The sequence below is a fragment of the Marinobacter sp. B-21 genome (assembly GCF_056857895.1).
Genome location: NZ_JBSXNZ010000089.1, coordinates 90,300 through 116,429, shown reverse-complemented (window position 1 = coordinate 116,429; position 26,130 = coordinate 90,300). Strand labels below are relative to the sequence as shown.

At 60.7% G+C, this 26,130-nt stretch carries 20 protein-coding genes and 1 pseudogene; 14 read left to right on the top strand and 7 right to left on the bottom strand.

Annotated features, from left to right (window positions below; genetic code table 11):
* Positions 1-41 precede the first annotated feature (41 nt).
* The 4 genes from AC13C0_RS20505 (at position 42) to hrpB (ending at position 5,372) form a co-directional block, all read left to right on the top strand.
* A complete protein-coding gene (locus AC13C0_RS20505) occupies positions 42-1,106 on the top strand; it encodes a COX15/CtaA family protein (RefSeq protein ID WP_482954926.1) in 1,065 nt (354 codons plus the stop codon).
* Positions 1,103-2,023: a heme o synthase gene (gene cyoE / locus AC13C0_RS20500; protein ID WP_341580923.1), complete on the top strand. Its 921-nt coding sequence runs from the start codon at positions 1,103-1,105 to the stop codon at positions 2,021-2,023. Before AC13C0_RS20505 ends, cyoE begins: the two co-directional genes overlap by 4 nt.
* A 148-nt stretch (positions 2,024-2,171) precedes the next feature.
* On the top strand, positions 2,172-2,837 hold the full coding sequence (locus AC13C0_RS20495) for an SCO family protein (protein ID WP_482954925.1): 666 nt from the start codon (positions 2,172-2,174) through the stop codon (positions 2,835-2,837).
* Positions 2,838-2,885: 48 nt separating this feature from the next.
* The gene (hrpB, locus tag AC13C0_RS20490; protein ID WP_482954924.1) at positions 2,886-5,372 is read left to right on the top strand and encodes an ATP-dependent helicase HrpB; all 2,487 of its coding nucleotides are present in this window, start codon (positions 2,886-2,888) and stop codon (positions 5,370-5,372) included.
* A 179-nt stretch (positions 5,373-5,551) separates the two neighbouring features.
* Here the strand turns inward: hrpB and AC13C0_RS20485 are convergent, their stop codons facing one another.
* The 3 genes from AC13C0_RS20485 to AC13C0_RS20475 all read right to left on the bottom strand — a co-directional run bounded on the left by AC13C0_RS20485 (position 5,552) and on the right by AC13C0_RS20475 (position 9,012).
* A complete protein-coding gene (locus AC13C0_RS20485; protein WP_341580920.1) occupies positions 5,552-5,683 on the bottom strand; it encodes a hypothetical protein in 132 nt (43 codons plus the stop codon).
* 37 nt (positions 5,684-5,720) lie between these two features.
* Positions 5,721-8,063, bottom strand: a complete 2,343-nt coding sequence (locus tag AC13C0_RS20480; protein WP_482954923.1) for a fatty acid cis/trans isomerase — start codon at positions 8,061-8,063, stop codon at positions 5,721-5,723.
* Positions 8,064-8,157: 94 nt separating this feature from the next.
* Positions 8,158-9,012 carry an eIF2B alpha/beta/delta subunit family protein gene (locus AC13C0_RS20475; RefSeq protein WP_117618888.1) on the bottom strand — a complete coding sequence of 285 codons (855 nt, stop codon included), beginning with the start codon at positions 9,010-9,012 and terminating at the stop codon, positions 8,158-8,160.
* A gap of 58 nt (positions 9,013-9,070) precedes the next feature.
* On the opposite strand from AC13C0_RS20475, the gene AC13C0_RS20470 reads away from it, so the two are divergent.
* Positions 9,071-9,226, top strand: a complete 156-nt coding sequence (locus AC13C0_RS20470) for a hypothetical protein (protein WP_341580918.1) — start codon at positions 9,071-9,073, stop codon at positions 9,224-9,226.
* Between the two features lie 68 nt (positions 9,227-9,294).
* Positions 9,295-10,471: pseudogene (locus AC13C0_RS20465) on the top strand (type III PLP-dependent enzyme).
* A 67-nt stretch (positions 10,472-10,538) separates the two neighbouring features.
* Here the strand turns inward: AC13C0_RS20465 and AC13C0_RS20460 are convergent.
* Genes AC13C0_RS20460 through AC13C0_RS20445 form a run of 4 tightly spaced genes read right to left on the bottom strand, consistent with a single transcriptional unit; the run spans position 10,539 to position 15,059 of the window.
* Positions 10,539-11,762 (bottom strand): MFS transporter, encoded by a 1,224-nt coding sequence (locus tag AC13C0_RS20460; protein ID WP_341580917.1) that lies wholly within the window; start codon positions 11,760-11,762, stop codon positions 10,539-10,541.
* An 11-nt stretch (positions 11,763-11,773) separates the two neighbouring features.
* A complete protein-coding gene (locus AC13C0_RS20455) occupies positions 11,774-12,169 on the bottom strand; it encodes an ectoine synthase (RefSeq protein WP_117620386.1) in 396 nt (131 codons plus the stop codon).
* A gap of 50 nt (positions 12,170-12,219) precedes the next feature.
* On the bottom strand, positions 12,220-13,650 hold the full coding sequence (locus AC13C0_RS20450; protein ID WP_117618885.1) for a GTPase/DUF3482 domain-containing protein: 1,431 nt from the start codon (positions 13,648-13,650) through the stop codon (positions 12,220-12,222).
* Positions 13,647-15,059, bottom strand: a complete 1,413-nt coding sequence (locus tag AC13C0_RS20445; protein WP_117618884.1) for a DUF2868 domain-containing protein — start codon at positions 15,057-15,059, stop codon at positions 13,647-13,649. The genes AC13C0_RS20450 and AC13C0_RS20445 overlap by 4 nt, the downstream gene beginning before the upstream one ends.
* An 88-nt stretch (positions 15,060-15,147) precedes the next feature.
* Here AC13C0_RS20445 and AC13C0_RS20440 point away from each other — a divergent pair, with 88 nt between their 5' ends.
* The 8 genes from AC13C0_RS20440 to AC13C0_RS20405 all read left to right on the top strand — a co-directional run bounded on the left by AC13C0_RS20440 (position 15,148) and on the right by AC13C0_RS20405 (position 25,716).
* Positions 15,148-15,504, top strand: coding sequence for a DUF6164 family protein (locus tag AC13C0_RS20440; protein WP_117618883.1), 357 nt, complete (start codon positions 15,148-15,150; stop codon positions 15,502-15,504).
* A 243-nt stretch (positions 15,505-15,747) separates the two neighbouring features.
* Positions 15,748-17,856 (top strand): 3-hydroxybutyrate oligomer hydrolase family protein, encoded by a 2,109-nt coding sequence (locus AC13C0_RS20435; RefSeq protein WP_341580916.1) that lies wholly within the window; start codon positions 15,748-15,750, stop codon positions 17,854-17,856.
* Between the two features lie 114 nt (positions 17,857-17,970).
* Positions 17,971-19,416 carry a sigma-54 interaction domain-containing protein gene (locus AC13C0_RS20430; protein ID WP_482954922.1) on the top strand — a complete coding sequence of 482 codons (1,446 nt, stop codon included), beginning with the start codon at positions 17,971-17,973 and terminating at the stop codon, positions 19,414-19,416.
* A gap of 325 nt (positions 19,417-19,741) precedes the next feature.
* On the top strand, positions 19,742-20,794 hold the full coding sequence (locus tag AC13C0_RS20425; protein ID WP_482954921.1) for a TRAP transporter substrate-binding protein: 1,053 nt from the start codon (positions 19,742-19,744) through the stop codon (positions 20,792-20,794).
* A 121-nt stretch (positions 20,795-20,915) separates the two neighbouring features.
* A complete protein-coding gene (locus tag AC13C0_RS20420; protein ID WP_482954920.1) occupies positions 20,916-21,554 on the top strand; it encodes a TRAP transporter small permease subunit in 639 nt (212 codons plus the stop codon).
* Complete coding sequence (locus AC13C0_RS20415) at positions 21,554-22,918, top strand: TRAP transporter large permease (protein ID WP_117618878.1); 1,365 nt, start codon at positions 21,554-21,556, stop codon at positions 22,916-22,918. The genes AC13C0_RS20420 and AC13C0_RS20415 overlap by 1 nt, the downstream gene beginning before the upstream one ends.
* Positions 22,919-22,931: 13 nt before the next feature.
* Positions 22,932-23,711 (top strand): 3-hydroxybutyrate dehydrogenase, encoded by a 780-nt coding sequence (locus AC13C0_RS20410; RefSeq protein ID WP_117618877.1) that lies wholly within the window; start codon positions 22,932-22,934, stop codon positions 23,709-23,711.
* A gap of 16 nt (positions 23,712-23,727) precedes the next feature.
* The gene (locus AC13C0_RS20405) at positions 23,728-25,716 is read left to right on the top strand and encodes an acetoacetate--CoA ligase (RefSeq protein WP_117618876.1); all 1,989 of its coding nucleotides are present in this window, start codon (positions 23,728-23,730) and stop codon (positions 25,714-25,716) included.
* The last annotated feature ends 414 nt before the right edge of the window (positions 25,717-26,130 follow it).

Here is a 26,130-nt window from a genome sequence, read left to right as displayed (position 1 = left end):
CACCATCACCATCACCATCACCATCACCCGCGGCCCGGGTTATGGCCAGATGGGCAACCCTTGCTGTTTTGCTGGCCGTTGTGGTGATCATGCTCGGCGCCTGGACCCGACTGGTGCATGCCGGGCTTGGCTGTCCCGACTGGCCAGGCTGTTATGGGTTTCTGACGGTTCCCCAGAGTGACTCGAGCATCGCCATCGCCAACGCGCGTTTCCCGGAAACGCCGGTGGATGTCGAGAAGGGATGGCCGGAGATGATTCACCGCTATGCCGCCGGTACCCTCGGACTGGTGGTCTTTGGTCTGGCCGCCTGTGCGGTTCGCCACCGGCGTAGCGGCGTGCCGGTGAAACTGCCTTTGTTCATTGCGGGTTTCATTATTCTGCAGGGTGCCTTTGGCATGTGGACGGTGACTCTGAAGCTGTGGCCCCAGGTGGTGGCCTTGCACCTGTTGGGAGGATTTACCACCCTCAGTCTGCTTACTCTCCTTACCTTGCGGCTACGGAAACGGGCGAAAGGCGAGGAGACTCGGGAGCAACCCCGCCACGCCGGAGTGTTAGCAGGTTTCCGCCCCTGGCTTTATGGCGGGCTTGTGCTGGTGGTGATGCAGATTGCCTTCGGTGCCTGGACAGCCGCCAATTACGCCGCCGTGGCCTGTACCGATCTGCCCACCTGCCAGGGCCAGTGGTGGCCCGGGGGTATGGATTTTCGCCACGGCTTTGATGTTAGCCAGCATGTCGGCCCCAACTATCTCGGCGGCCAGCTGACTGCCGACGGGCGGGTAGCGATTCACGTGACACATCGCTTGGGAGCTGTGGTCGTGCTGGTTTACCTTGCGACATTGCTGGCCCTGATGTGGCGCCGACGGGGGAACACCGGCCTGGACAATGCCATTCGACTGGTGGCCGTAGTGCTGGGTGTCCAGGTCCTGCTGGGGCTGGCCAACGTTCTGTTCCATATTCCCTTGTCTGTTGCCGTCGCCCATAACGCCATGGGCGCCGGACTGCTCCTGTCAGTCATTCATCTGATCTGGCGGCATCAGCTGTTACCGAAAGCGCACACCGCGGCAGCAACACACACAACAACAATGAACCAGGAGGTTACGGCATGAGCGAGCAAGTGGAAGCGCTGCCGGCCCAGGCAATTGCGAGCGAATCCAGAACACCCATTTCGTGGCGTGACTACCTGGAGCTGACCAAGCCCCGGGTGGTTGCGCTGATGATCCTCACATCGGTGATCGGCATGTTGCTGGCTGCGCCGGGGGTGCCTGGCTGGGGCGTTCTGGTGTGGGGTAACCTGGGTATTGCGTTGTTGGCCGGTGCCGCGGCGGTGGTCAACCATGTGGTGGACCAGAAGATTGACACGGTCATGGCCCGCACCCGCAAGCGTCCGGTGGCCACAGGCAAGATCTCACCCCTGGACGCCATCCTGTTCGCGACCATTCTTGCCGGTATTGGCATGGCCGTACTGATGTGGCAGGTGAATCACCTGACAGCCTGGCTGACCCTGGCCTCCCTGGTGGGCTATGCGGGCGTGTATACCCTGTTCCTGAAGCGGGCCACGCCCCAGAATATCACCATTGGCGGCCTGGCCGGCGCCATGCCGCCACTGTTGGGCTGGACCGCAGTTACCGGCCAGGTGGAAGGCCACGCCCTGCTCCTGGTGCTGATCATCTTTGCCTGGACGCCACCGCATTTCTGGGCCCTGGCGATCCACCGCAAGGAGGAATACGCCAAGGCGGGTATTCCCATGCTGCCGGTAACCCATGGCAACAAGTTCACCGAGCTCCACATCCTGTTGTATACCCTGATGCTGCTGGCGGTCAGCCTGCTACCTTTTGTCACAGGCATGTCCGGCGGCATCTACCTGGTGGGCGCCCTGGCCCTTGGCCTGCGCTTCCTGCAGTACGCCGTCCGGCTCCTGAAGGGCGATGACCGGCGGGTCGCTCTGAATACCTTCAAGTATTCCATCACTTACCTGATGGCCCTGTTTGTGGTATTGCTTGTGGATCATTTTGTGTTTTTCTGAAGTAGACACCGTGCGGGCGCAGGCGGGAAGGGCTTTCCGAAACACGCTGTGAATACGTCCGTGTACGCTCGGCTCCGCCATCCCTGGCTCCGCACGGTTTCGGAAAGCCCTTCCCGCCTGCTCGATTGGTCACCGAATTGGATTCAGCATGAACAGCTCTATTCGCCTTACCCTTTTCTGCCTCCTGTTAATTGTGGTTTTGATCTTCGGGCTTGTCGTGGGACGGCAGGTGTTCCTGATCGGCAGCCAGGAACCGATCCCCGCACCGGAACTGACCGAGCTCAATACCTATGTATATGACCAGCCGCGGCAATTGGCCGAGTTCACATTGACTAATGAAAACGGCGAGACGGTGACCCGGGAGAGCCTGAAGGGGCGCTGGATCTTTGCTTTTGTGGGCTATACCAACTGCCCCGATATCTGCCCGGCGGCGATGGCGAATCTGCGCCGTACCGATCAGCTTCTGTCGAATGAGCTGCCTCAGCCCAACTATCTGCTGGTCAGTGCTGACCCGGAACATGACACTCCCGAGAAGCTCCGGGAGTACACCGACTTCTTTGGCGAGCACTTTCATGGCCTGACCGGGGATCTGGAAACCCTGCGTGCGCTGGCCAAAAGCCTGAGCGCGGTGTTCGTGCACCGAGAGGTGGATGGCGAGTTGCTGGTGGACCACAGCGGCCATTTCGCCTTGCTGAACCCGGATGGTGAACTTGCTGCGGTGATTCAGCCGCCTCATAATCCCGAACAGCTGGCCGAAGCCTTCGAGCGTATTTACCAGTGGGCGAAGGCCAATCGTGACCGGGCCCGTTCCTGACGCTGTTCAAACCCTGGTCGCCGCCGTAAAACCGAAGTCCGGAATCCCATGTTCCCTATCGATGCCATCCTTCCAGAGCTGAAAAACGCCCTGGAACAGACCAGTACTGCTCTTTTGCAGGCGCCACCCGGTGCCGGCAAGACCACCCGTGTTCCCCTCGCCCTGCTGGATGCACCCTGGCGGCGTGATGGCAAGATCCTGATGCTGGAACCGCGTCGCCTTGCGGCCAGGTCCGCAGCCCGGTTTATGGCAAAACAGCTGAATGAGAAGCCCGGCCAGACCGTCGGTTACCGAACCCGGCTGGATACAAGGGTGTCGGCGGTCACCCGCATTGAAGTGGTCACCGAGGGTATCCTGACCCGGTTGATCCAGGCCGATCCGATGCTGGAAGATTATGCGGCCGTCATTTTTGACGAGTTTCATGAGCGCTCCCTGCAGGCGGATCTCGGCTTGGCCCTGGTCCGGGAATCCCAGCAGGCGCTGCGCGAGGACTTGCGGCTATTGGTAATGTCGGCCACGCTGGATACCGCCCCGATTGCCAGGGTGCTCGGGGATGTGCCGGTAATCTCCAGTGAAGGCCGGGCCTTCCCAGTGGAGGTGTTGTATCGGCCGCTGGCCCGCAATGCCCGGGTGGTGGATCAGGTGGTGGCAGTCATTCAGGAAGCAGCACTGGCGGATCAGACCGGATCCGTGCTGGTGTTTCTTCCGGGTGCCGGGGAAATCCGGCGTGTGGAGCAACAGCTTCGGGGCACGCTGGCGGAGAAGGTGCGTGTCGCGCCCCTCTACGGCAACCTGAAATCGGAGCAACAGGATCAGGCCATCTCGCCGGCGCCGGAAGGCCAGCGTAAAGTCGTGCTGGCCACGGCCATTGCCGAAACCAGTCTGACCATCGAAGGTGTCAGAGTGGTGATTGACACCGGCCAGCAGCGTCGGGCGGTATTTGACCCCAACAGTGGTATGACCCGCTTGGTGACCGGCCGGGTGTCCCGGGCCTCCGCGGAACAGAGAAAAGGACGGGCGGGACGGGTAGAGCCCGGAATGTGTTACCGGTTGTGGAGTGAATCGGAGCAGTTCGGGCTGGCGGAGTACACGCCGCCAGAGATTCTGGAGGCCGATCTCGCGCCGCTCGTCCTGGAACTCGCCCAGTGGGGTGCCCGTGAGGCCGCCGGCGTTGCGTGGATCGATGAACCGCCGCGGGCCCACTGGCAGCAGGCTGTGGCCCTACTGCAATGGCTGGACATGCTGGATGCGGATGGCGCCATTACCGATCATGGCAAGGCCGCCCGGGAGCTGGGTATTCACCCCCGCCTGGCCCATATGGTGTTGCGCGGAAGAGAGCTCGGTCTAGAGGTGCCTGCTGCGGAACTGGCCGCTTTGCTGGGGGAGCGTGATCTGCTTGGCCCCGGCGCCGGGGCGGATATGCACGAGCGTATTCGCGTGCTCCATGGCGAGCGTCGCGATCGTTCGTTGGACCCTGCCCGCCTCAAGGCTGTGCGACAGGCGGCAAAGCGGCTGTGTGGTACTGCTAACCCTGGTGGTCGGGAAATGCCCACAGAAACCGACATCGGACGTTTACTGGCCCAGGCCTATCCGGACCGCGTTGCTCGCCGGCGATCAGGCACGGCGCCGAGGTATCAGCTCAGCAATGGCAAAGGGGCGGTCCTGAGAGAGGATGATCCTCTCGCCAGACACGACTGGCTGGTTGCCGCGGAGCTGGATGGCAAGGCCCGGGAAGCGACCATCTATCTGGCGGCGCCGGTGGATATCCCGGATCTGGAGCAGGATCTGGCCAACCACATTCACGACACCGAAGAGGCACTGTGGGACGATGCCAGGGGCAGGGTGGTGGCCCGGCGCCTCAGGAAACTGGGTGAGCTGGTGCTGCAGGAAAAACCGCTGGCGCAGGTGGATCCGGTGCTGGTCCAGCGGGGTCTGCTCAATGCCATCCGGAAGAAGGGGCTGGAAAGCCTGCCCTGGACGGACGACGGCCACCAATGGTGCGCCCGTGTCCGGTTGCTGGCCAAAACCTTCCCCGATGATGACTGGCCTGATACCAGTGAAGGGGCCTTGCTGGCGAATCTGGAGCAGTGGCTGGGGCCGTTTTTGGCCGGTAAGAGTCGCTGGTCCGATCTGGGCCGTCTGGACCTGTTGAACGCTCTCAACAGCCTTCTGGGTTATCCGGCACAACAACAGCTCCAGGCGCTCGCGCCGGTTGCCCTGACCATCCCCACAGGCCAGCGGGTCAGGCTCGATTATGGCCCGGAGAACGGACCGGTGCTGGCAGCCAAGCTCCAGGCCCTGTTCGGCTGGACTGAAACCCCGCGAGTGGCTGGCGGCCGCGTCCCGGTGGTCATTCATTTACTGTCACCGGCTCAGCGCCCGCTGGCAGTGACCGCCGATCTCGCCAGCTTCTGGCAGAATGTTTACCCGGACGTGCGCAAGGACATGCGTGGTCGTTACCCCAAGCATCCGTGGCCGGACGATCCGTTTACCGCAGAGGCCCAGCAGGGAACGAAAAAACGCCCTGCTCGCTGATCTGCTTCTATGGTAAATAAACACTTTGAAAAACCTGAAGACCGGGCGGCTGTTGCCTTCGTTTGAAGGGTTGGGTTGAGAGTCGGCTGGCAGCGCAGGATTACTCCATATAACGCCCGCCATCTGAAGGCTCATTTGGGTTATGTGGTGACTAACTGCCAAACTGTCAGGCTAAGCACCTACCAGCCATCCAGCTTGATTCCATTTTCCCGGAGATACTCGCCCTCTTTCTCCAGATATTCATCTACCCATTGCGAATAGTCCGACTTTTCGTTGTTGTACGGCTTGGCCTCGTAACGCCCTACCCGCACTGGCCTGGCCGGGCATCAGGAAACGTCGGCCACCGCGTCAGAGGTTTTCGTAGCGGTTGATGTCGAAGATGCCTGCCTGCAACGGCTGGTGTTCCCGATGCCAGGCAGTGATGTCGTGGAGGATGGTCCAGAAGTCCGGGTGCGTGCGGCGTACGCCCCAGACGCTGACCAGCTCGTCGAATGCTTCCTGGGTCTTCAGCCGCCGCAATGTGTTGGTGAACAGGGCCACCTGCGCGGCCGGTACATCAAACATGAAATTGGGATAGCTGCCAATGATGCCTGGATAAATGGTCAGTTTGTCGTCATCCGGCTGATACCGGAAATCCTCACCAAACATGAAGGCAACATTACTGTGGGCGCGGTCCCGGATCACCGTGTAAACGGTACGTTCACCCTTTTCGTTACGTACCCGCAGGAAGCTGACCTCCGGCAGGAAAGTAATCGCCGGCAGGAACTCGGCGCGGGTCGACGCCAGTTGGGACAGCGTCTGGTCGGTGCTGCGAATCCACTCAGGCAGATAAGGGCGACCACAGCTGCTACCACCGCAGCGGTTGATCGGATCGTTCCGTTCGGCGTTCAGGTCGCGAAACGTGAGCAGCAACCTGGCCCCGAGCTCCTCATTGTGGGCGCTGGTGACATAGGGTACCTGGGAGGGGGTGCGGTCATCCATGTCAGCATAGCTGTAACCCAGTTTGAGCTTGCCGGCACCCTGGTACCAGCGTTTCAGCACCCGGTTGCGCTCTCCGGCCGGGATCAGGCGCAGGTAATTCTGCTCAGCACCGTTGCGAATCAGGTCAAAATAGAGCCGGGTCTGGGTCTGGTGGGCGACATTGCCGAAGACATCGAAGTTCACCACCAGTTCGTAGTAGGTGCGCTCAAAGAGTGGGTAGTCCATCCACCAGCTTGTTGTCGGCACCTGGCCAATCAGGCCCCGCTGCACGGAGGCGTTGTTGTGATGGCGGAAAATGGTGAGCAGGGCATTGGTGTTGTAACCGTCACCATCCCAGATCTGGTCCAGCCCGGCGCCATCCGGATAGGCAAGGCGATAAGCGGTCGAGCGCAGTCTGCTGTATTCGTTACGCTTGGCCTTATAGGTGCTCCAGTTATCACCAAAGTCCAGCAGGTCGCTGTCCTGGCCGGGTAGGGCCAGCAACGGCGTTACCCGTTGGCGATAACCGGGATCGGTGACATACAGATCGTCGTCGGGGGCCTGGAACACGGCCCAGAACTGGTCGCGGATCACATCGGTGGCAACCTGCCCACGGCACACTGGCCCGCGAATGAAAGTGCGGGTGAAATACTCGGCGTTGTCCAGCATGAACTGGTAGCGGGCGCGTGCCGGGATGGCGGCGAAGGTGGCAAAGGGGTTGGCCCGTTCATCGGCACCATAACCCGGAAGGGTGGCCAGCGGCCAGTCGCGGCCAAAGAATAACTGTTGTGTCCGCTGCCGTTGCTGGGGGCCAAACGCTAAGGTGATGTGGCGTTTGTGGATAATGCTGCCGGCGACCGGGCGCAGCCGATAGTAAAGGGCGCCCCCGGGCGTATCATTGGGACGGCGGGTGGCAATCAGCTCAACGGGCGCGCCGGGCGGCGTGCGCGAGCGAACCAGTTCGAAGAAGCGGGTGTTGGCACCGTCGTCCACAAAATACAGGTGGGCCAGATAGAGGTGTTCGTACAACCAGCGGCTGACCAGTTGCTGGTGGTTTTCTGGCTGATTCAGCCATTGTTCCCACTGCTCGATATGCTGCTGTTCCGCCGGGGTCACCTCAACCTGGTGAGGGTGGATAGCGCCGCCCTGGTTGAGCCAGCCGGCGAGGGTGGCGTATTCGTCGTCGGTGAGGCCGGTCACCGCCAGGGGCATGCCCTCATAGGGATGGTCGTCGGCGTAATCGCCAAACTCCGCGTTGGTCACACACTGGTTGACACGCCCGATACCCAGTTCGATGTCCCCGGGAAGTTTGCTGTTGGGGGCAAACTCGTGCTGCTTGCCCAGGCGGATCATGTTTTCAAACAGACTACGGGTTTTGTTGCCCTGCGCCAGCACCGAGTAAAAGCCCAGATCCCGCCACTGCTGTTCGGTCTGGGCATCGATACCCAGGCGGGTGGTGGCCTGGGTCTGCAGTCTAGCGCTGTTATAGACCGGCTTTGGATGAGCCCCGCGGATCAGGCCGTCGGCGTATTCCATCTTTAGCTGACAGGGGGCGTCGTAGCAGCTATGGCAGGCCAGGCATTTGCGCTCAAGAATGGGTTGGACATCGGCCTCGAAGGCAATCGGTTGCTGCGACGGGGCCGGCAGTATTCGCTTCCCGGTGGATTCCGAGGTGTTTTCGGCACAACCGGACAGCAGCAACAGGCATACAGCAACCAGAATGGCGGGCATGACCGGACTCCCTGATAATCGATCTGTGGGTGGGGCGGCAACTATAAGAGTTCAAGAGTAAAACCGCCATAATACCGGAGTCCGGTCGATCCGTTTACCGCCGAGGCCCAGCCGGGGGCGAAAAAACGCCCTGCTCGCTGATCCGCAGGCCGACCAGTTGCTGCGGAACGGTTTCAAAATACACGTTGCGCGGGGTTATCCAGTGCCCCTCCGGGGCCTTGAGCTCACTGGCGGGCATTTCCTCAAGGGTGGCCGAATTGTGGCTGGCATCGCTGTTGCGAAAGCTGTCCGCCAGCACCCAGAATGGCTTACCGGCGGCCTGTGCCGCCAGTGCAAGTGGCCCTGTGCCGACCTTGTTCACAAAATAGCCGTCTGTCAGCCAGGTGTCGCACCCGGTGATGACCACATCCGCGCTGGCGACAAACACGCCCATCTGGGCATCCGTAATCAGGGTGACAGGCACCGCCAGGTCATTCAGCGCGCGGGCCAGGATATGCCCCTCAAACCCGGGGCTGCTCTGGGTGCAGATGACGGAAAAGGGCTCACCGGCGTCGGCCAGCGCCCGAAACAGGGCGAGCACCACCGAGCTGGCGCTGTGGGTCATTAACACGGGATTCTCAGGTAACTGGCTTCGCGCGTGTCGGGTGATCGCCATGCCCGCATTTTCGAGTTGTCGGAGGGTGTCCAGAATCGCCTGCCGGGGTCGGTCCGGGGCCTCTGCCCAGCGTTCCCGGACCATGCCAAGGGCGTTGCCAATGACGATCATGCTGGGACGGGCGGCCCGAAGTTCGGATATCAGGCGAGACAGGGTTTCAGCGTCGGGGTTGACGTCATCCAGGTACCAAAGCAGTTCATTGAGCGTGCGACTGGCCAACTGAGTGGCACCGGACTGGTAATCCTCCCGCACACCGGCCAGCAGAGTCTCCGCCTTTGTATCCAGCTCCTGCATACTGTCTGTCCCGGGCATCGTTCAGCTCAAGGGTAGCAGCGGCTGAAGCATTTGTCCGATGGCCCGGTGGAGCCGGCGCCTTGGTGGCCAGTGGCTGTCAGAGAATTTTCACGCCAACTTTCATGCCATTGGCCTGTCGCTTTTCACGGATTACGCATGGGTAGATATGCTCATATCCGGGCCTGAAAAAAAGCCTGATGATCGCGCCATCTAACGGGTGCTGCAGCGTTGCTGTGGCGCCTTTTTTTATGCCTGTTTGCCCTGTGGAGGGAAACACCATCCATGACCGAGTCAGCCAACGCTAACATCGCCGATTATTACAGCGCCGAGACGTTCAAACGTATCAAAGACTTTGCAGATGGCAGGGAAACCCCGTTCGTGGTGATTGATACCGCCACGGTTGATCGCCAGTACGATGAGCTGGTGGAAGGCTTCCCCTACGCCAGGGTGTACTACGCGGTGAAAGCCAACCCCGCCCCGCAGGTCCTGACCATGCTGCGTGACAAGGGTGCCTGTTTCGACATTGCGTCGGTGTATGAGCTGGACAAGGTGATGGCCCTGGGTGTGACCGGAGAGCGCATCAGCTACGGCAATACCATCAAGAAGGCCAAGGACATCCGCACCTTCTACGAGAAGGGCGTGCGCCTGTTTGCCACCGACTCCGAGGCGGATCTACGCAATATTGCCAAGGCGGCACCGGGCTCAAGGGTGTACGTACGTATCCTGACCGAAGGCACGTTGACAGCGGACTGGCCCTTGTCCCGCAAGTTTGGCTGCCAGACCGATATGGCCATGGATCTGCTGATCCTGGCCCGTGATCTGGGCCTGGTACCTTACGGTGTGTCCTTCCATGTTGGCTCCCAGCAGCGGGAAATCGGCGCCTGGGACGCGGCCCTGAACAAGGTGAAGGTGATTTTCGAGCGCCTGAAGGAAGAAGATGGCATCGAGCTGAAGATGATCAACATGGGCGGCGGCTTTCCGGCCAATTACATCACTCGCACCAATGAACTGAAGGTGTACGCGGAGGAGATTGCCCGGTTCCTGCACGAGGATTTCGGTGCCGAGCTGCCGGAGATCATCATTGAGCCTGGCCGCTCGCTGATTTCCAATGCCGGCGTGCTGGTAAGTGAGGTGGTGCTGATTTCCAGGAAATCGCGAACGGCCCTGCACCGCTGGGTATTTACCGATGTGGGCAAGTTTTCCGGGCTGATCGAGACCCTGGATGAGGCGATCAAGTTTCCGATCTGGACGGAGAAGGTGGGCGAAGGCGAGGACTGCGTGATTGCCGGGCCCACCTGTGACAGTGCCGATATCATGTATGAGCACCACAAGTATCCGCTGCCTTTGAATCTCGCTATTGGGGATCGGATGTATTGGCTCTCTACCGGGGGCTTACACGACTACCTATAGCGCTATTGAATTTAACGGGTTTCCCCCGTTGAAGGACTACTACATCTAGGTTTGGGGTCTGGCCAAGGGGTCAGAAGAAAGCTTTCTTCTGACCCCATTTTCACCTGACCCCATTTTCACCTGACCCCATTTTCAGCTTTTAAAGGATCAGCTTCCGGGCTGTGTTTCAGGTCCAGCGTGAAGGCCCAGGGCAGAACCAGCAGGCTATAGGCGATGATGGTGAGAATGGCGTGTCTGGCGTCGCCGGTCCAGTCGGCGACCAGGCCGCCGAGCATGGGGATGGAGAAGGCCAGGGTGTAACCGACCAGGAAGGTGCCGGCGGAGAGGCGGCCGGTTTCCTGGGAGATTGTGACCAGGGGTGGCACGGCGACCAGGAGGATCAGGAGGATGCCTGAGGTCAGGCTCATCAGGGTCGCGCTGACGATGGACCACCAGCCGGTGACGGTGATGGCGCCGAGGGCGCCCAGGATGCTCAGGGCAGCGGTAACGATGATGGTGGAGCGGCGGCCGACCCAGGCCCGGGCCATTTTGAGCATGATCAGGGACGCGAGGACCTGGGCGAGGTTGAACCAGAACAGGGCGTCGGAGAGTTTGCCGAACTGACCCTGCTGTTCCAGCAGGTTGCCCATATAGGCATTGAGGCCGAAGAACATGGAGCCGGACAGGCCGAGAAGCAGGCCGATTTTCAGGGTAAGCGGGTTGCTCCAGTCCGGAAGCCAGGCGACTTTACCCACGGGTTTTGCCTGTTCTCTTTTGGGCAGGTAGAGGGCAGCAGCCACCAGCAGGGCCGGTAGTGACCAGGCCAGGAGAGTGGCGCGCCAGCTGTTGTCGAACAGGGGCATGAGCACTGGCAGGGTCATACCGGCGCTGATGAACTCGCCCATCAGCATGCCGTTCATGTAGATGGCGGAACCCAGGGCCAGGTGGTGGGGCTCGAGCCATCTCGGCAGAAGTGCCGGCAAGGCCGGTTGCATCATGGCCACACCAAACCCCATGACGGCGCTGGCCAGCATCAGTGTGAGGGTGTCGGGTACCAGGGCGCGGCCAGCGGAGCCGATCACCATGATGACCATGGCCAAAGCCAGGGTGTTCCGGGGACCAATGCGGGCGATGGCCAGGGAGCCAGGCATGGCGCCGATGGCCAGCATCAGAATGGGCAGCGTGGTCAGTGCCCCGGTGAGGGCCTGGGTCAGTGCCAGTTCATTACTGATAAACGGCGCCAGAGGTGGGGCCACCAGCACGGGTATACGCAGATAAATGCCGGCGAGCCAAAGCAACACCGCCACCGGCAGCAGCCTGGCTGACGGTGGCGGCGTGGTTGCGGCCTGGTGTTCAGCCACGGATCAGCGAATCAGCCTTCACTGGTATCCGGCAGGTAGGCGCCGTCTTCGTCGTGCACTTCACGGCCGGTGACCGGCGGGTTGAAGGCACAGATCAGGCGCATGTCCTCGGTGCCACCGCGCAGGGTGTGCTGGTCATGCTTGTCGAGCGCATACAGGGTGCCGTCGGTGATCTGGTGGGTTTCACCAGTGGCCTTGTCCAGAATGCTGCCGTTGCCCGCCACGCAGTAAACCGCTTCGAGGTGGTGCTTGTACCAGAGGTTGAGCTCTGCGCCGGCCGGAATGATGGTTTCGTGGAAGGAGAAACCCATACCGTCCTTCTTAAGCAACATCCGGCGACTGGTCCAGCCCGGACCGGTGACTTCGCGCTCGGTACCAATGATGTCTTGCACTCGTACAATTTTCATTCGCATTCCCCATTGTGTGATGGAACAGCCTTTCAGTATAAACATCCCTGTCAGGTCCGGTTCAACCGCCAGTCGTCGTAGATCGCCATGGATTGCTCGATGGCTGCGGTGAATTTCTCCCTTTGGCGCTGGTCCAGGGGGCGCCGTTTCCGGCACTTGTCGAAGGCCCGCTGGATGTCCTGTCGGCTGCTTTTATCAAGGCTTTCCAGCCAGTGGTGGCCCGCTGGTTCCAGATCCAGCAGGTCCCGGCCGGCGTGGTTCCGGTGGCTGATGTGCCACCAGTGATCAATCGCGCGCCCTAATACAACATAGCCGAACTGGCTGTCCTGTACAGGACCGAAGGTGGCTGTTTTCAGTCCGTCCCGAAGCACCCCGATGTTCAGCGCCGGCAGGGTGAGGCGGTCGCCATAGAAATAACTGCCGGCAGCGCCGATCAGCCCACCCACCAGGGCGCCGGTTCCCAGGGAGGAACCCAGGGTCAGGGCGTCGATGCCGGCTCCGCTCACCGCTCCGGCGCCGAAACCGGCAGTTGCCAGGTAGCGTTTGCTGACCGCCCACGCCTTGCGGCTGTCTTCGGAAAACAGATCGTGCTCGCTATGCCACTCCAGCTCGGCTTCCTGGCGCCGGATGCGCTGGTGCTGGTACAGATGCTCGATATCAACACGCAGGGTCAGTTCCCGCTGGCGTTGATGACGGTACCAGCGCTGGCGGAGCTGTTCGGCCAGTGAGCCGTCGCTGGTTTCGGCGGCCTGGCTGGCGGTCAGGGTGCGTTTTTCCCGGAACGACATCATGTCCTCCAGGGCTCTGGCAACCAGCGCGGCGGCCTGCCGACGGCGGTGCCGCCGCTGCCCGGACAGGAACTCGGTGGCCTGCTCAAGCGGCTTTTCCCAGTCTGGCTCCAGTTGGCCGAATGCCCGCAACAGGCCGAGATGTTGTGCAAACGGGGCGCGAACGGCGTCGAACCTGCGAACAACCTGGAAGAACTGGCCCAGCGCGGCCTGCCAGGTGTCGCTGTAATCGTCCGCACCAATGCTGTTGATCAGCGCCAGGCTCGGGCGGCCCGTCCAGCGCAGGATGGTCATCTCGGCCTCATGTTCGGCGCTGTAGGGTACCGAGCCATCCACCACATAGATAATGCCAGCGCCTTCCAGCAACGGTGTCAGCAGTTCGCATTCATCCGTAAAGCGGCCATTGCCCTGGTGCTGGGTCACAAAGGCCCTGACGGTGTCGGCGTGGTCAGAGGCGGACACACTGTGGGCCTCCAGCCATTCCAGGACCCGTCTCGGGCGTTGAAAGCCGGGGGTGTCCACCAGGGTGTACAGGGTTTGTCCGTCCACTTTCAGCGGATAGGCCTGGCGTTTTCGGGTGGTGCCGGGTTCCAGGGCAATGGCGATGGCATCGTTCTGGGACAGGGTGGCTACCACGCTGGATTTGCCCTTGTTCGGGTGCCCGACCACGGCGAAGGTGGGTATTTGTGTCATGAGGGCTCCCCACTGGTCGTGTAAGGGAACTGCCGCAGGAGCGGTGGCAGTGACACCCTCACGAACTCGTTGCCGACACGCTCAGCGAACCGGAGCCAGGGCTGGATCTGTTGGGCATCCGGCTCGAGGTTTGTGTCAGCCGCCAGGGGTACAAGCGCGACCCGGATTCCACCGGGCCAGAGTCGGCGGGCCGATTCCAGGAAATCCTGAAGCTCGCCGGTTGGCGGCTCCCAGCACCGGGTCAGCAGGATCACGGCGTTGCCACGGGTCTTCAGGCAGTGCTCCGCCACCTGCTTGAGGGTCTGCTCGTCGTCTGTGAGGCTGGCCCTGCCCCCGGCCCGGAGAATCAGGTGCCTGCCTGAGCGCAGGGCTTCGGGCAGTTCCGGTTCGCCGGCTCCGGCCCAGCACAGCAAGGTGTCGCTCTCAGGCAGCGGAAGCAGATTGTCGCGGGCTCTGGTATCCGGCAGGTCGTCGGCATCGTTATGCTCATTGCCTGTGTCCAGGGCCGGCGTTTCCATGCGGTACAACAGCGCATGCATCGCCGGATGGCTGGATAGCAGCCGGCGAGCCCGGTTCCGGATCAAGGCCGAAGTCACAAGCCACATCAGCAGGCGCGGCAGCAGTACCCAGGTTGTCCACAGCATGGTGACAAACGGCCACCACTGGCCCCAGAGGCCGGGATCCGGGCTAGCATTATCTATTCCGGCCCGGAAAAAGCGCGTGGCTTCGACCAGGGCGAGATCCGGAACCGCCGCTGGCCACAACCAGGTCCAGGGTACAGCTATGATTTGCACCAGCCGGTGGTAGTTTGCGGCAGCCGTCTCCAGTGTGGTGCTCCAGCCGAAGGCGAGATCCTGTACCACCACCAGCACCAGTAGTGTGGCCAGTCCCGAGATGGCGAAGCAAAGACCGCCGATGTGGGCGGCCCTGGCCATCAGCAAAGGATGGAGCCTGCTGATCACAATGTTGGCCGGGCTGGTCCGGAAGCGTCGAAGAAGCCAGCGCCAGGGCTGCCATCCGACCAGTGACTGCAGGCTGGTGAACAGGGCGAGTATCAACTGGAGCAACACGAAGCCGAGCAAGACGGTGATATTGATACGCTGGCCACCGTCGTAAAACAGCAGTCCGGCCATGGTAAGCAGTCCTGTGATAAGGCCGACCGCTGCAAAACCCGCATGGACCCGGCGCCAGAAACCCAGGGTCTGGTCCGCTGCTGACGGTGTCGTGTCGGGTCCGCTCAGACGGTTCAGGTGTGCCAGCCAAAGAGCCGCATTCGGGTCAACGCCCTGCTCTTCGCAGATCAGTGCGAACTTGCGGTCCCGGCGATGGAGGAAGGTCAGCGACTGTGACTTGTCCCGCTGGGCCTGGGCATCAAAACCCAGCAGCAGTCGGAGGGGGCTATCGGTCATTCAGTGTCCCGGGTGGTGAATTCGGCCAATCATGCTTTGATGCTAGGATATAGGGATTCCCGCTTCCGATACCAGACAACGAGCCGCCATGCCACACCATCTGATGAACCTGCGCCATGTGCCCGATGACGAAGCCGACGAAATTCGGGCTCTTTTTGAAGCCCATGACGTGGTTTATTACGAGACACCGGCAAGCCGCTGGGGTATCAGTATGGGAGGCTTCTGGGTACACGATGACGACGAGGCAGCCCGCGCCCGGGCGTTGCTCGAGGCCTATCATCGGCAGCGTCAGGAAACCCAGCGGCGGGTTTATGAGGAGAACCTGGCCCGGGGCGAGTCCGGCGGTGTCTGGTTTATGTTCAGACGCCATCCGCTAAGGACCCTGGCCGCCTGCCTGGCGATTTTGGTGGTTATGGGGCTGAGCCTGTTGCCGTTTGTCCGATAATCCATACGGTGTCCAATTTTCCGGACACCTTGGCCCAGGCTCGTATTTACCACTATCTTTACGTCATTTCCCACTCCGGACTGTCCGGATATCCGGATTATTCTTTCTCTCTATCTACCGGATTTCAAATATGGTCATTTAAAATCAATGCCCTGGGTGATTGGCACAGGATCCGCATGGCGTTCCCCGGGGCCTGGCTCAGGGCCTGGCCCGTTCGTTAACAACAACAAACAAGGAACGACCATGAAACGAATGATGCTCTTCGCCCTGATCGGCGCCACGGGGTTTGCGTTGACTGCCTGCAAGGACGGCAAGTCCCCGTTCAATGAAATTCCTGATTTCGTCCAGGGCGATATTCAGCAATCCAGCTACGATGGCATTACCGATGACCTGCTGACGGCAGGACTGGGTGCCACTGGTCTTGGCAGTAGCCCGGCACCGGCGTTCGCTGATCCCCTCAACCCCACTGCCGCCGAACTCCGGCGTCTGGCGATTTACAACAACTACCGGGCTTTGGTCGATACTGCGCCGGGCGGCGGCTACGGCACCTTCTTTGGTCCTCAGGTGGGTAGCGGCGGTGAAGGTCTGATTCCCGGTGAGGAGTTTATTGCCTTTATGTCCGTGCCTGGTACCGATGTACCGGTGACCGTGATGGCCCAGGTGCCAGACAGTTTTGATCCGGATCGCCCGTGCATGGTAACGGCACCGTCCTCCGGTTCCCGTGGCATTTACGGTGCAATTGGCACGGCCGGGGAATGGGGTCTGAAGAAAGGCTGTGCCGTGGTGTATACCGACAAGGGTACGGGAACCGGTGCGCACAACCTTGCCACCAACAGCGCACAACGCATTGATGGCACCCTGAGCGCCACGGACGGGGCCGTTCAGTTCCGGGCAGACCTTACCGACGCAGAGAGGGCCGCGTTCGAGAGCAGCTGGCCGGATCGCTTTGCCTGGAAGCACGCCCATTCCAAGGCCAATCCGGAAGCAGACTGGGGCCGCCATGTGCTGCAGTCCATCGAGTTCGGCTTTTACGTGCTGAATGAAAAATTTGGCCGGGAGCTGGGCAATGGCGAGATTCTGCGGACCATCAAGCCGAAGAACACTCTGGTGATCGCGTCCAGTGTGTCCAACGGCGGCGGTGCTTCAATTCGTGCCGCCGAACAGGATAAGAATGGCCTGATTGATGGCATCGCCGTATCCGAGCCAAACGTCAATCCGGCGGTCGACCGGAGCTTTACCATCCGCCAGGGAGAAGGCCCGGTGATTACCGAGCACAGCCGAAGCCTGCTGGACTACACCACGGCCCTGGCCGTGTACCAGGGTTGCGCCAACCAGGCGCCGGCGATTCGTGACACCGCGCCACTGAACGCGGCGTTCAATCCTCCGGTGATCGGCGAGAACATCTGTAACTCGCTCGCCAATAAGGGGCTGGTGACCGGTGCCACCCTGGACGACCGGGCCACCGATGCCTTGCGCATACTGAACGAGGGGTTCGGGGTTCAGCCTGAGCAGAACCTGCTGGCGCCGGTGCACTTCGGGCTGGCCGTGGCCCAGAGCATTTCGCTGACCTACGCCAATGCCTACGGCCGCGCCGGTGTTGAAGACCGGGTATGTGACCTCAGCCTGGCCGCCACCGATTCAGCCTGGGCGGTGACGCAACTGGCGCCCGCCGCCGAGGCGGCCCTGTTTGCGACCAGTAACGGCATTCCGCCGTCAGCCGGGGTGAATATTGTGTATGACAGCGCTGAGGGCCAGCCCACCAACCTCGCAGCCAGTGCCTCGCCCAGTTCCAGTCAGCCCGATTACGGCCTTGATGCCCTGCTGTGCCTGCGCAGCCTTGCCCAGGGTAGCGACGCGGTGACGGGTGCGGCCCTGACAGGTCCGCAAGCCGAGCTGGCATCGGTCATTGCCGAGGGCATCGCTGAAGTGCGTGCTACCGGTGATCTGCAGGGTAAGCCGGCGGTTTTCGTTACCGGGCGCGCCGATGCCATCCTGCCGATTAATCACACCTCCCGGCCCTACTTTGGTCTGAACCAGCGGGTGGAAGGCAGTAAGGGCAACCTGCGGTACTACGAAATCCTGAACGCCCATCATCTGGACGTGCTCAACGGTTTCCCGGGCGTTGCCGACCGCTATGTTCCGCTGCACCACTACTACTTCCAGGCGCTGGATCTGGTCTGGGCGAATCTGACGGAGAAGCAGCCGTTGCCACCGAGTCAGGTGGTCCGGACCGTGCCCCGGGGTGCCATCACAACACCGTTGGCGGAAGTGAATCTGCCGGCAATCAATCCTGCCCCGGACCAGGGTGACCGCATTGTGTTTGCGGATAACCAGCTCCGGATCCCGGAGTAACCGCGCCGCTCGCCGGCCCGGGCTGGTGTCGGGCCGGCTTTGTTTGCCCCCGCTCCGGGGGCCCCATATACTTCCGTGACTGCATCCGGCGTGCCGGGTGCCGGGGTTTTTACCATGAATGACACCCAACCCATTGGTGCACGGTACATGACAGAGCTGTTTACCGATAAGAACAAGAGTGGCCTGACCCGGGACCTGATTGAAGCCCTGTTTCCGATGTTTGAGGAGGCCAGTGCCGGTGCCATCGCCGTGGACCGGGACGCCCGGATTACCTGGATCAACGCCAGCTATTCTCACCTGCTGGGCCTGGGAGATCCTTCGCGGGTCATTGGCAAGCCGGTGCGTCAGGTGATTCCCCAGACCCGGATGCCGGAGGTGGTCGAAACCGGCAAGCCTCTGCTGCTGGATATCATGGAGCACAACCAGCAACAGCTGGTGGTGACCCGGCTCCCCTTTTACGATGAGGGAGGACAGATTGTCGGCGCGGTCGCGTTTGTCCTGTATGACGATCTGCAACCCTTGACGCCGCTGGTTTCTAAATACCGGCGACTTCATCAGGATCTGGCTGCCGCCCGCAAGGCTTTGGCGAGGAAGGCGCGAGGAACCCGGTACAGCCTGGGCGATTTTGTCGGTGCCAGCCCGGCCGCACTTGAGGTCAAGCGGCGGGCTCGCCTGGCTGCCGGACGGGACATGCCGGTGCTGTTGCTTGGGGAAACCGGAACGGGCAAGGAAGTTCTGGCCCAGGCCATTCATTCGGTTTCCGCCCGTGCCGAAAAGCCGTTTGTGGGTGTCAATGTAGCCGCCATTCCAGACAACCTGCTGGAAGCGGAGTTTTTCGGGGTGGCCCCGGGTGCCTATACCGGCGCGGATCGGAGAACCCGGGAAGGCAAGTTTCAGCTTGCCAATGGCGGTACGCTGTTCCTGGACGAGGTGGGTGATATGCCTCTGCCGTTGCAGGCCAAACTGCTTCGGGGGTTGCAGGAAGGGGAGATTGAACCTTTGGGTTCCAACAAGGTCTTGCCGGTGGATGTCCGGGTGATTGCTGCCACCAGCCGAAATCTGGAAGTGATGATTGCCGAAGGTGATTTTCGCTCTGATCTGTATTACCGCCTGAACGTCCTGGAGATTCCGATTCCGCCTCTGAGGGACCGGCTGGCGGATTTGGGTGTGCTTTGTGAGGCCCTACTGGAAGACATTTGTGAAGGGTTGGAGTTGCGTGGGGAGATCACCGATGCGGGTGTGTCAGCCCTCCGCAGTTATGACTGGCCTGGTAATATCCGGGAGTTGCGGAACGTTCTGGAGCGGGCTCTGACCATGGGCGAGGATGGTGGTCTGCTGGATGCGGATGCCATCTTCAAGGTGCTCCCTCGCAATGGTAGCCGCCCGGCCTCCTCCCTGACCCCTCAACCTGTCCGGCCGCTGTCCAAGACTTTGGCCGAGGCCGAAGCCCAAGCCATTGAAGAAGCTCTCGTTGCCAGCCGCGGCAACCGTACCCGGGCCGCGAAACTGTTGGGCATTTCCCGGTCGGTGCTGTATGAAAAGCTCGCCAGATTGTCCTGAAATACGGACAATTGTCCTGGTGTCCGTACAATCACCTACGACTGATGTCTAAATGTGTCCGGATTATCGGACGATCTGTTTCTGTTGGAGCCTTCTGTATATTTCTAACTATATGAAATTAATTAAAAAATTATTTTTGGCATGATGCCTGCCTTTGTCCGGTGGCAGACGTCAGAACAATGCAGAGAAGAAGACTGGCGCCAACCGTTGGACTCCCGATTTTGCCCTGTCCGTCTTTTCCTGCATTTCTGTCTTTACTCAGACTAGGCCTTTCAGGTTGTACGCCGCCAGGCCAGATACAATAACAACGCTAGGAGACTTGCCAATGAAACTTCTTAAGGTTCTCGCCGGTGTGGCCGGTGCGATCGCCCTTACCACAGGTTCCGCTTTCGCAGAAGATCTGCGCTGGAAAATGCCGGTTGCCTTCGCGACCAACCTTCCCGGTCTCGGCGCTCCCGCTGCCTGGGTTGCCGACAACCTGACCACTGCGTCTGACGGCAGTATTCAGGTCCGCGTATATGAGCCGGGCAAGCTGGTCCCGCCTTTCGATATTCTTCAGTCGGTGTCCGACGGTAAGGTTTCGGCAGGTTACACCTGGATCGGCTACGACCAGGGTAAGGTGCCTGCGATTCCGTTGTTTGCGGCCGTACCCTTCGGTATGAAGCCGCCGGCCTACATTGGCTGGTACTACTACGGGGGCGGCCACGAAATGCTGCAGGAAACCTACGCCAACAAGGGCTTCAATGTGTATGCGCAGCTGTGCGGCATTATCGGGCCTGAAACAGCCGGTTGGTATTCCAAGCCCATCAAGACACTGGAAGACTACAAGGGCCTGAAGATTCGCTTCGCCGGTCTGGGTGGCAAGGTGCTCGAAAAGCTGGGCGCTTCCGTGACCATGATGCCCGGCGGCGAGCTATACCAGGCGCTGGAGAAAGGCACCATTGATGCGACCGAATTCTCCATGCCCGCCATTGACCAGATCCTTGGTTTTGATCAGGTGGTCAAGTACAACCTGTTCCCGGGCTGGCACCAGCAATTTACTGCCCAGTACATGCTGATCAACAAGGATGAGTGGAACAAGGCTACAAAGGCGCAGAAGGCGTTGGTTGAGGCCTCCTGTACCGCTGCCACCACCCGTGGCCTGGCCGAGGGTGAGTACAAGAATGGCAAGGTTCTGGCCGAGTTCCAGAACAAGGGCGTTCAGGCCGACCAGATTCCCCGCGACGTTCTGCTCAAGCTGAAAGACGTGACTCAGGAAGTGCTTGAGGAAGAAGCGTCCAAGGATGCCGACTTCAAGCGTGTGTACGAAAGCCAGCAGGCGTTCATGGAAACCTACAAGATCTGGGATACCCGCGCCTATGTTCCGGCGGACCTGTAAGGTTCGGGGCTGACCTGACCCTGAGCACCGGAAGATAATCCGGTGCTCTCTGATCCAGTCTGGATGGCCCTGCGGGGCCATCCCTGTTTCATGGCATGCTTTCTGAACGAGGAACTGTTGTATGGCAGTGTCTGATAAAGGCTCACCGCCAGGTGTGCACGCATCGGCGTCGGACGCCGGTCAGTTTATTCACCATCACACGGAGTTTCCGACAACCTGGCTCAGTCAGGTCATGGACGCTGTGATTTCTGCCATAGGCAAGAGTGCTTCCTGGCTCTGGGTTGTGGTTACCGGCGTAATCATCTATGCCGTGGTCGGTCGCTATGCCTTTGGCTCGGGGTCGGTGACTCTGGAGGAAGTTCAGTGGCATCTCGCCGGTGCAGGCTGGTTGCTGGGGCTGGGCTACACCCTGGTGACGGATGATCATGTCAGGGTGGATGTGATCCATGAGCGTCTTTCGCTCAAAGGCCAGGCCTGGATTGAACTGTTTGGCCTGGTGTTCCTGTTGTTGCCGTTTCTCGGGCTGGCGGTCTACGAAATGGTCCCCTATGCCGTCAGTTCCTGGGAGCAGGGCGAAACCAGCCAGGCACCTGCCGGGCTTCCTTATCGCTGGATTCTCAAGGGCGTTCTGGCACTGTCTTTTGTGCTGCTGATTATCGCTGCCCTGTCCCGTCTGCTGAAAGTCACTGCCCTGCTTTTTGGCTTTCCGAAGCCAATCCGGGTCGAGTCCGGGGATAATAAGAAAGAGGATGCGTCCTGATGGAGCTTGAAACCCTGTTTGTAATCGGCATGTTCCTCACGTTCGGGGCACTGTTGATGACCGGTTACCCGGTTGCGTGGGTGTTGGGTGGCACCGCGGTTATCTGGACAGTCATCGGTGTAATCGCGGTCGAAAATTTTGGCGCCAATCTATGGTTTGACTATTCCTCCTCCATGGGGCTTGTGCCTGAGCGGATATGGAAGGTCGTAAACAGCGAGACCCTTGTCGCCCTGCCCATGTTTATCTTCATGGGCATCATGCTTGACCAGTCTGGCGTGGCTGAGCGGCTGATGAACAGCATGGTAAAACTGTTTGGCGCCGTTCGCGGAGGTTATGCGGTTACAGTGATTGTCATCGGCGTACTGCTGGCAGCGACCACCGGTATCATCGGTGCGTCCGTGGTGCTGCTGGGCATGCTGTCCCTGCCCGTGATGATGGAGAACAAGTACGACAAGGGGTTTGCCGTGGGCACGGCCTGTGCCACCGGGACCCTGGGTATCCTGATTCCGCCTTCCATCATGCTGGTGCTGATGGCTGACCGGCTGGCGGTTCCCGAAGCGTCGGTCGGCGACCTATTCATGGGGGCGTTCTTCCCCGGCCTGATGCTGGGTGCCATGTACGTGACCTACGCCATTATCCGTCCCATGCTGCAACCGCACATTGCGCCGGTGCCGGAGGGTACGGAGAAAGTGACATGGGGCATCGTCTGGGAAGTGGCGAAGGCCGTTGTACCGACGGCCGCGTTGATTCTGGGTGTGCTGGGCTCCATCTTTGCCGGAATAGCGACACCAACGGAGGCTTCCGGTGTCGGCGCACTGGGCGCTCTGCTGTTGGCCCTGATGTCTGGCCGACTGAACCTGGAAGTGCTCAACTCCTCCATGCAGCAGACAACCCGCACGGCGGCGTTCATCTTTGCCATTTTCCTGGGTGCAACCGCGTTCTCCGTGGTACTGCGGGGTCTGGGTGGCGACCAGGTGATCGAGGACGCCCTGCTGGGCCTGCCTTTCGGCCCCTATGGCGTGGTTCTCACCATCCTGTTTGCTGTCTTCCTGCTCGGCTTCTTCCTGGACTGGGTCGAGATCACCCTGATCATCCTGCCCCTGGTGGCACCGGTAGTACAGCAGCTCGGTTTTGACCTGGTGTGGTTCACCATCCTGTTTGCCATGTGCCTGCAGACGTCGTTCCTGACCCCGCCGGTGGGCTTCGCGCTGTTCTACATCAAGGGTGTGGCGCCGCCGGAGATCAAGGTAACGGATATCTATCGTGGCGTTGTGCCGTTCATCATTATTCAGCTGGCAGCCCTGGCTATCGTGTTCCTGGTACCGGAAATCGCGACCTGGTTGCCGAGCGTGGCTTACGATTAAGGAGAAAATAACAATGCGTCTGGAAAACAGGATTGCCCTGATTACCGGTGCCGGCCGCGGCATCGGCCGGGCCATCGCCGAACATTATGGCCGCGAGGGCGCCAGGGTTGCGGTTGCCGACCTGACCCTGGAGAGTGCCCGGGAAGCCGTTGATGCCATCGAAAAGGCCGGTGGCACCGCCATGGCCCTGGCCATGGATGTCACCGATGAAAAGGCAGTTGATGATGGTGTCGCCGCCATTGTTGAAAAGTGGGGCGGCCTGGATATCGCCCTGGCCAACGCCGGCATCCAGCATATCGACCCGGTGCACAAACTGGCGTTCTCCGATTGGCAGAAGGTCATGAGCGTGCACCTTGACGGTGCCTTTCTGGTCACCCGGGCTGCGTTGAACCAGATGTACGCCAATGGCGGTGGTACCATGCTCTACATGGGTTCGGTGCATTCCCTGGAGGCGTCTCCACTGAAGTCACCCTATGTCGCCGCCAAGCACGGCATGCTGGGCCTGTGCCGGGCGGTTGCGAAGGAAGGCGCGGAACACGGGGTACGCAGCAATATCATCTGCCCCGGATTTGTCCGCACACCACTGGTGGACAAACAGATTCCCGAACAGGCAAAGGAACTGGGCATTTCCGAGGAAGAGGTCATCAGCAAGGTGATGCTGAAAAATACGGTGGACGGAGAGTTCACCACGCTGGAGGACGTGTCTGAACTGGCCGTGCACCTGGCGGCCTTCCCGTCCGCGGCGCTGACCGGCCAATCCATCGTGGTCAGCCATGGCTGGCACATGCAGTGAGTAACAGGAGAGACGGATGAGTCACACAGAGCAATCACCGGTAGTCTGGTCTCCCTCGGAAGACACCCTGAAAAATTCCCGCATGGGCCAGTTCAAGGCCTGGCTGGAGCAGCAGGGCTTCGGCCCTTTCGAGGATTACCATGCCCTGCATCAGTGGTCGATTGATGAGCTGGATACCTTCTGGCAGAAGGTATGGGATTACTGCGGCCTGGTGTGCGATACCCCGGCTAACCAGGTCTTGGGCAAGCGCGATATGCCCGGTGCCCAGTGGTTCCCGGGCATGAAACTCAACTTCGCCGCCAACCTGCTCCGGCTGGCGGATGGTGAGCATGCGGACCGCGAGGCCGTGGTGGCCTATTGCGAAACCCGGCCGGTGCTGCGCCGCAGTTATGCCCGGCTCAAGGCAGACGCCGGCGCCCTGGAGGCCTTCCTGCGAAGCAGGGGTATCCGCCAGGGGGATCGCGTCGCGGGTGTCGTGACCAACGGTTATGAAGCCATGGTCGGCATGCTGGCCGCTACCAGCCTTGGTGCGGTGTGGAGTTCCGCCTCGCCCGATTTCGGCGTGGGTGCTATTCTCGACCGGTTTGGCCAGATTGAACCCGCCGCACTGATCGTGGTGAACGGCTACGGCTATGGCGGCAAGGTCTTTGCCCGCCAGCAGGACTTTGCCGGGCTGGTCAACGGCTTGCCGACGCTTAAAACCGTCGTCAGTGTCCAGCAACTGCCGGACGAAGCGCCTGTTTCGGGTGACCTGGTTACCACCTGGGAAGACGCTCTGACCTTCGGTGCTGGCAAGCCGCCCTCGTTCACCCCGCTGCCACCGGACCATCCCGTTTATATCCTGTACTCCTCCGGCACCACTGGTAAACCCAAGTGCATCGTCCATGGCAACGCCGGCCTGCTGGTGAATCATGCCAAGGAACTGATGCTGCACGGCGATGTGGGCCCGGAGGACCGGTTCCTCTACTTCACCACGTGCGGCTGGATGATGTGGAACTGGCAGGCCTCCGCCCTGATGACCGGCGCGGCGGTGATTACCGTCGACGGCTCCCCGGGTTATCCGAGCCTCAGCTTCCTCTGGGACACCGTGGCGGAGGAGAAGGTCACTCACTTCGGCACCAGTGCCCGGTTCATCGCCGGCTGCCGCAAGGCCGAGCTCCAGCCCGCGAAAACCCTGGACCAGAGCAAGCTGCGGGTCGTGTTCTCCACCGGCTCCCCGCTGCTGCCGGAAGATTACGACTGGATGTACACCGATGGCGCCCCCGATGCGCTGCTCGGCTCCATCGCCGGCGGTACCGACATCTGTGGCTGCTTCGTGGGTTCTACCCCGCTGCTGCCGGTGCGCCGCGGTGAGATCCAGTGTCGCTTCCTCGGGGTGGATGCCGTTGCCTATGGCGATGACGGCAAGCCGGTCAGCGACGGCCGCGGTGAGCTGGTCTGCCGCCAGCCACTGCCGTCCATGCCGGTGTGCTTCTGGCAGGACCCAGAGGGCGAACGCTACCGCGACGCCTACTTCAATACCTTTCCCGGTGTCTGGGCCCACGGTGACTTCATCGAATTCACCGAACACGGCGGCGCCATCATTTACGGCCGCTCCGACGCCACCCTTAACCCCGGCGGCGTCCGCATCGGCACCGCGGAAATCTACCGTCAGGTAGAGACCGTGGCCGAAGTCAAAGACAGCCTGGTGGTTGGCCGCCAGATCGAAGGCGATGTGGAAGTGGTCCTGCTGGTGGTCCCTGCCGAAGACCAGGCCATCACCGACGACCTGCTGAAACAGCTCAAGAGCCGGATCCGCGAAGGCGCCAGCCCACGCCACGTGCCCAGGCACATCGTGCAGGTGAATGACATTCCGTACACCCGCAGCGGCAAGAAGGTGGAACTGGCGGTGGCGCGGTTGATCAACGGCTCGAAAAAGGCGGACAACCGGGATGCTCTTGGGAATCCCGAGGCCCTGGACCATATTCGGGAGCGGTTGGCTGCGGTCGGGTTGTTGCCGGAATAAGGCTGGTTTTGTTGACAATAAGTCGCTGAAAACGGGCGAGATTCTTCCTTCGGAACTCACCTGAATAGCCCAACAGCGGGACGGGTGGAGCCTCCCAAAACTGTGCGGAGCCATGGATGGCGGAGCCCAAGCGCCACAGGGATGTGCCGCAAGGAGCGTGTTTTGGGAGGCTTTACCCGCCCCGCGTCTACTCCAAGGCAATGTTAGAAAGTTTCGTAAATTCCCGCCATTTCATCGTCTTGTAATCGAAGATCAGGCATTTTTAGTCTGTTCTTATACTAAGATCGTAACCAAAATTTACGAAAAAATGGTATCTTAGTCAGTCTATCAAAAGTTCCTAATCAGTCATCGCTCAGGCCAGGCGTTCAAGAGACGCCTGGCCCCGCCATGACCGTCCTGAACCCACCCATTAGC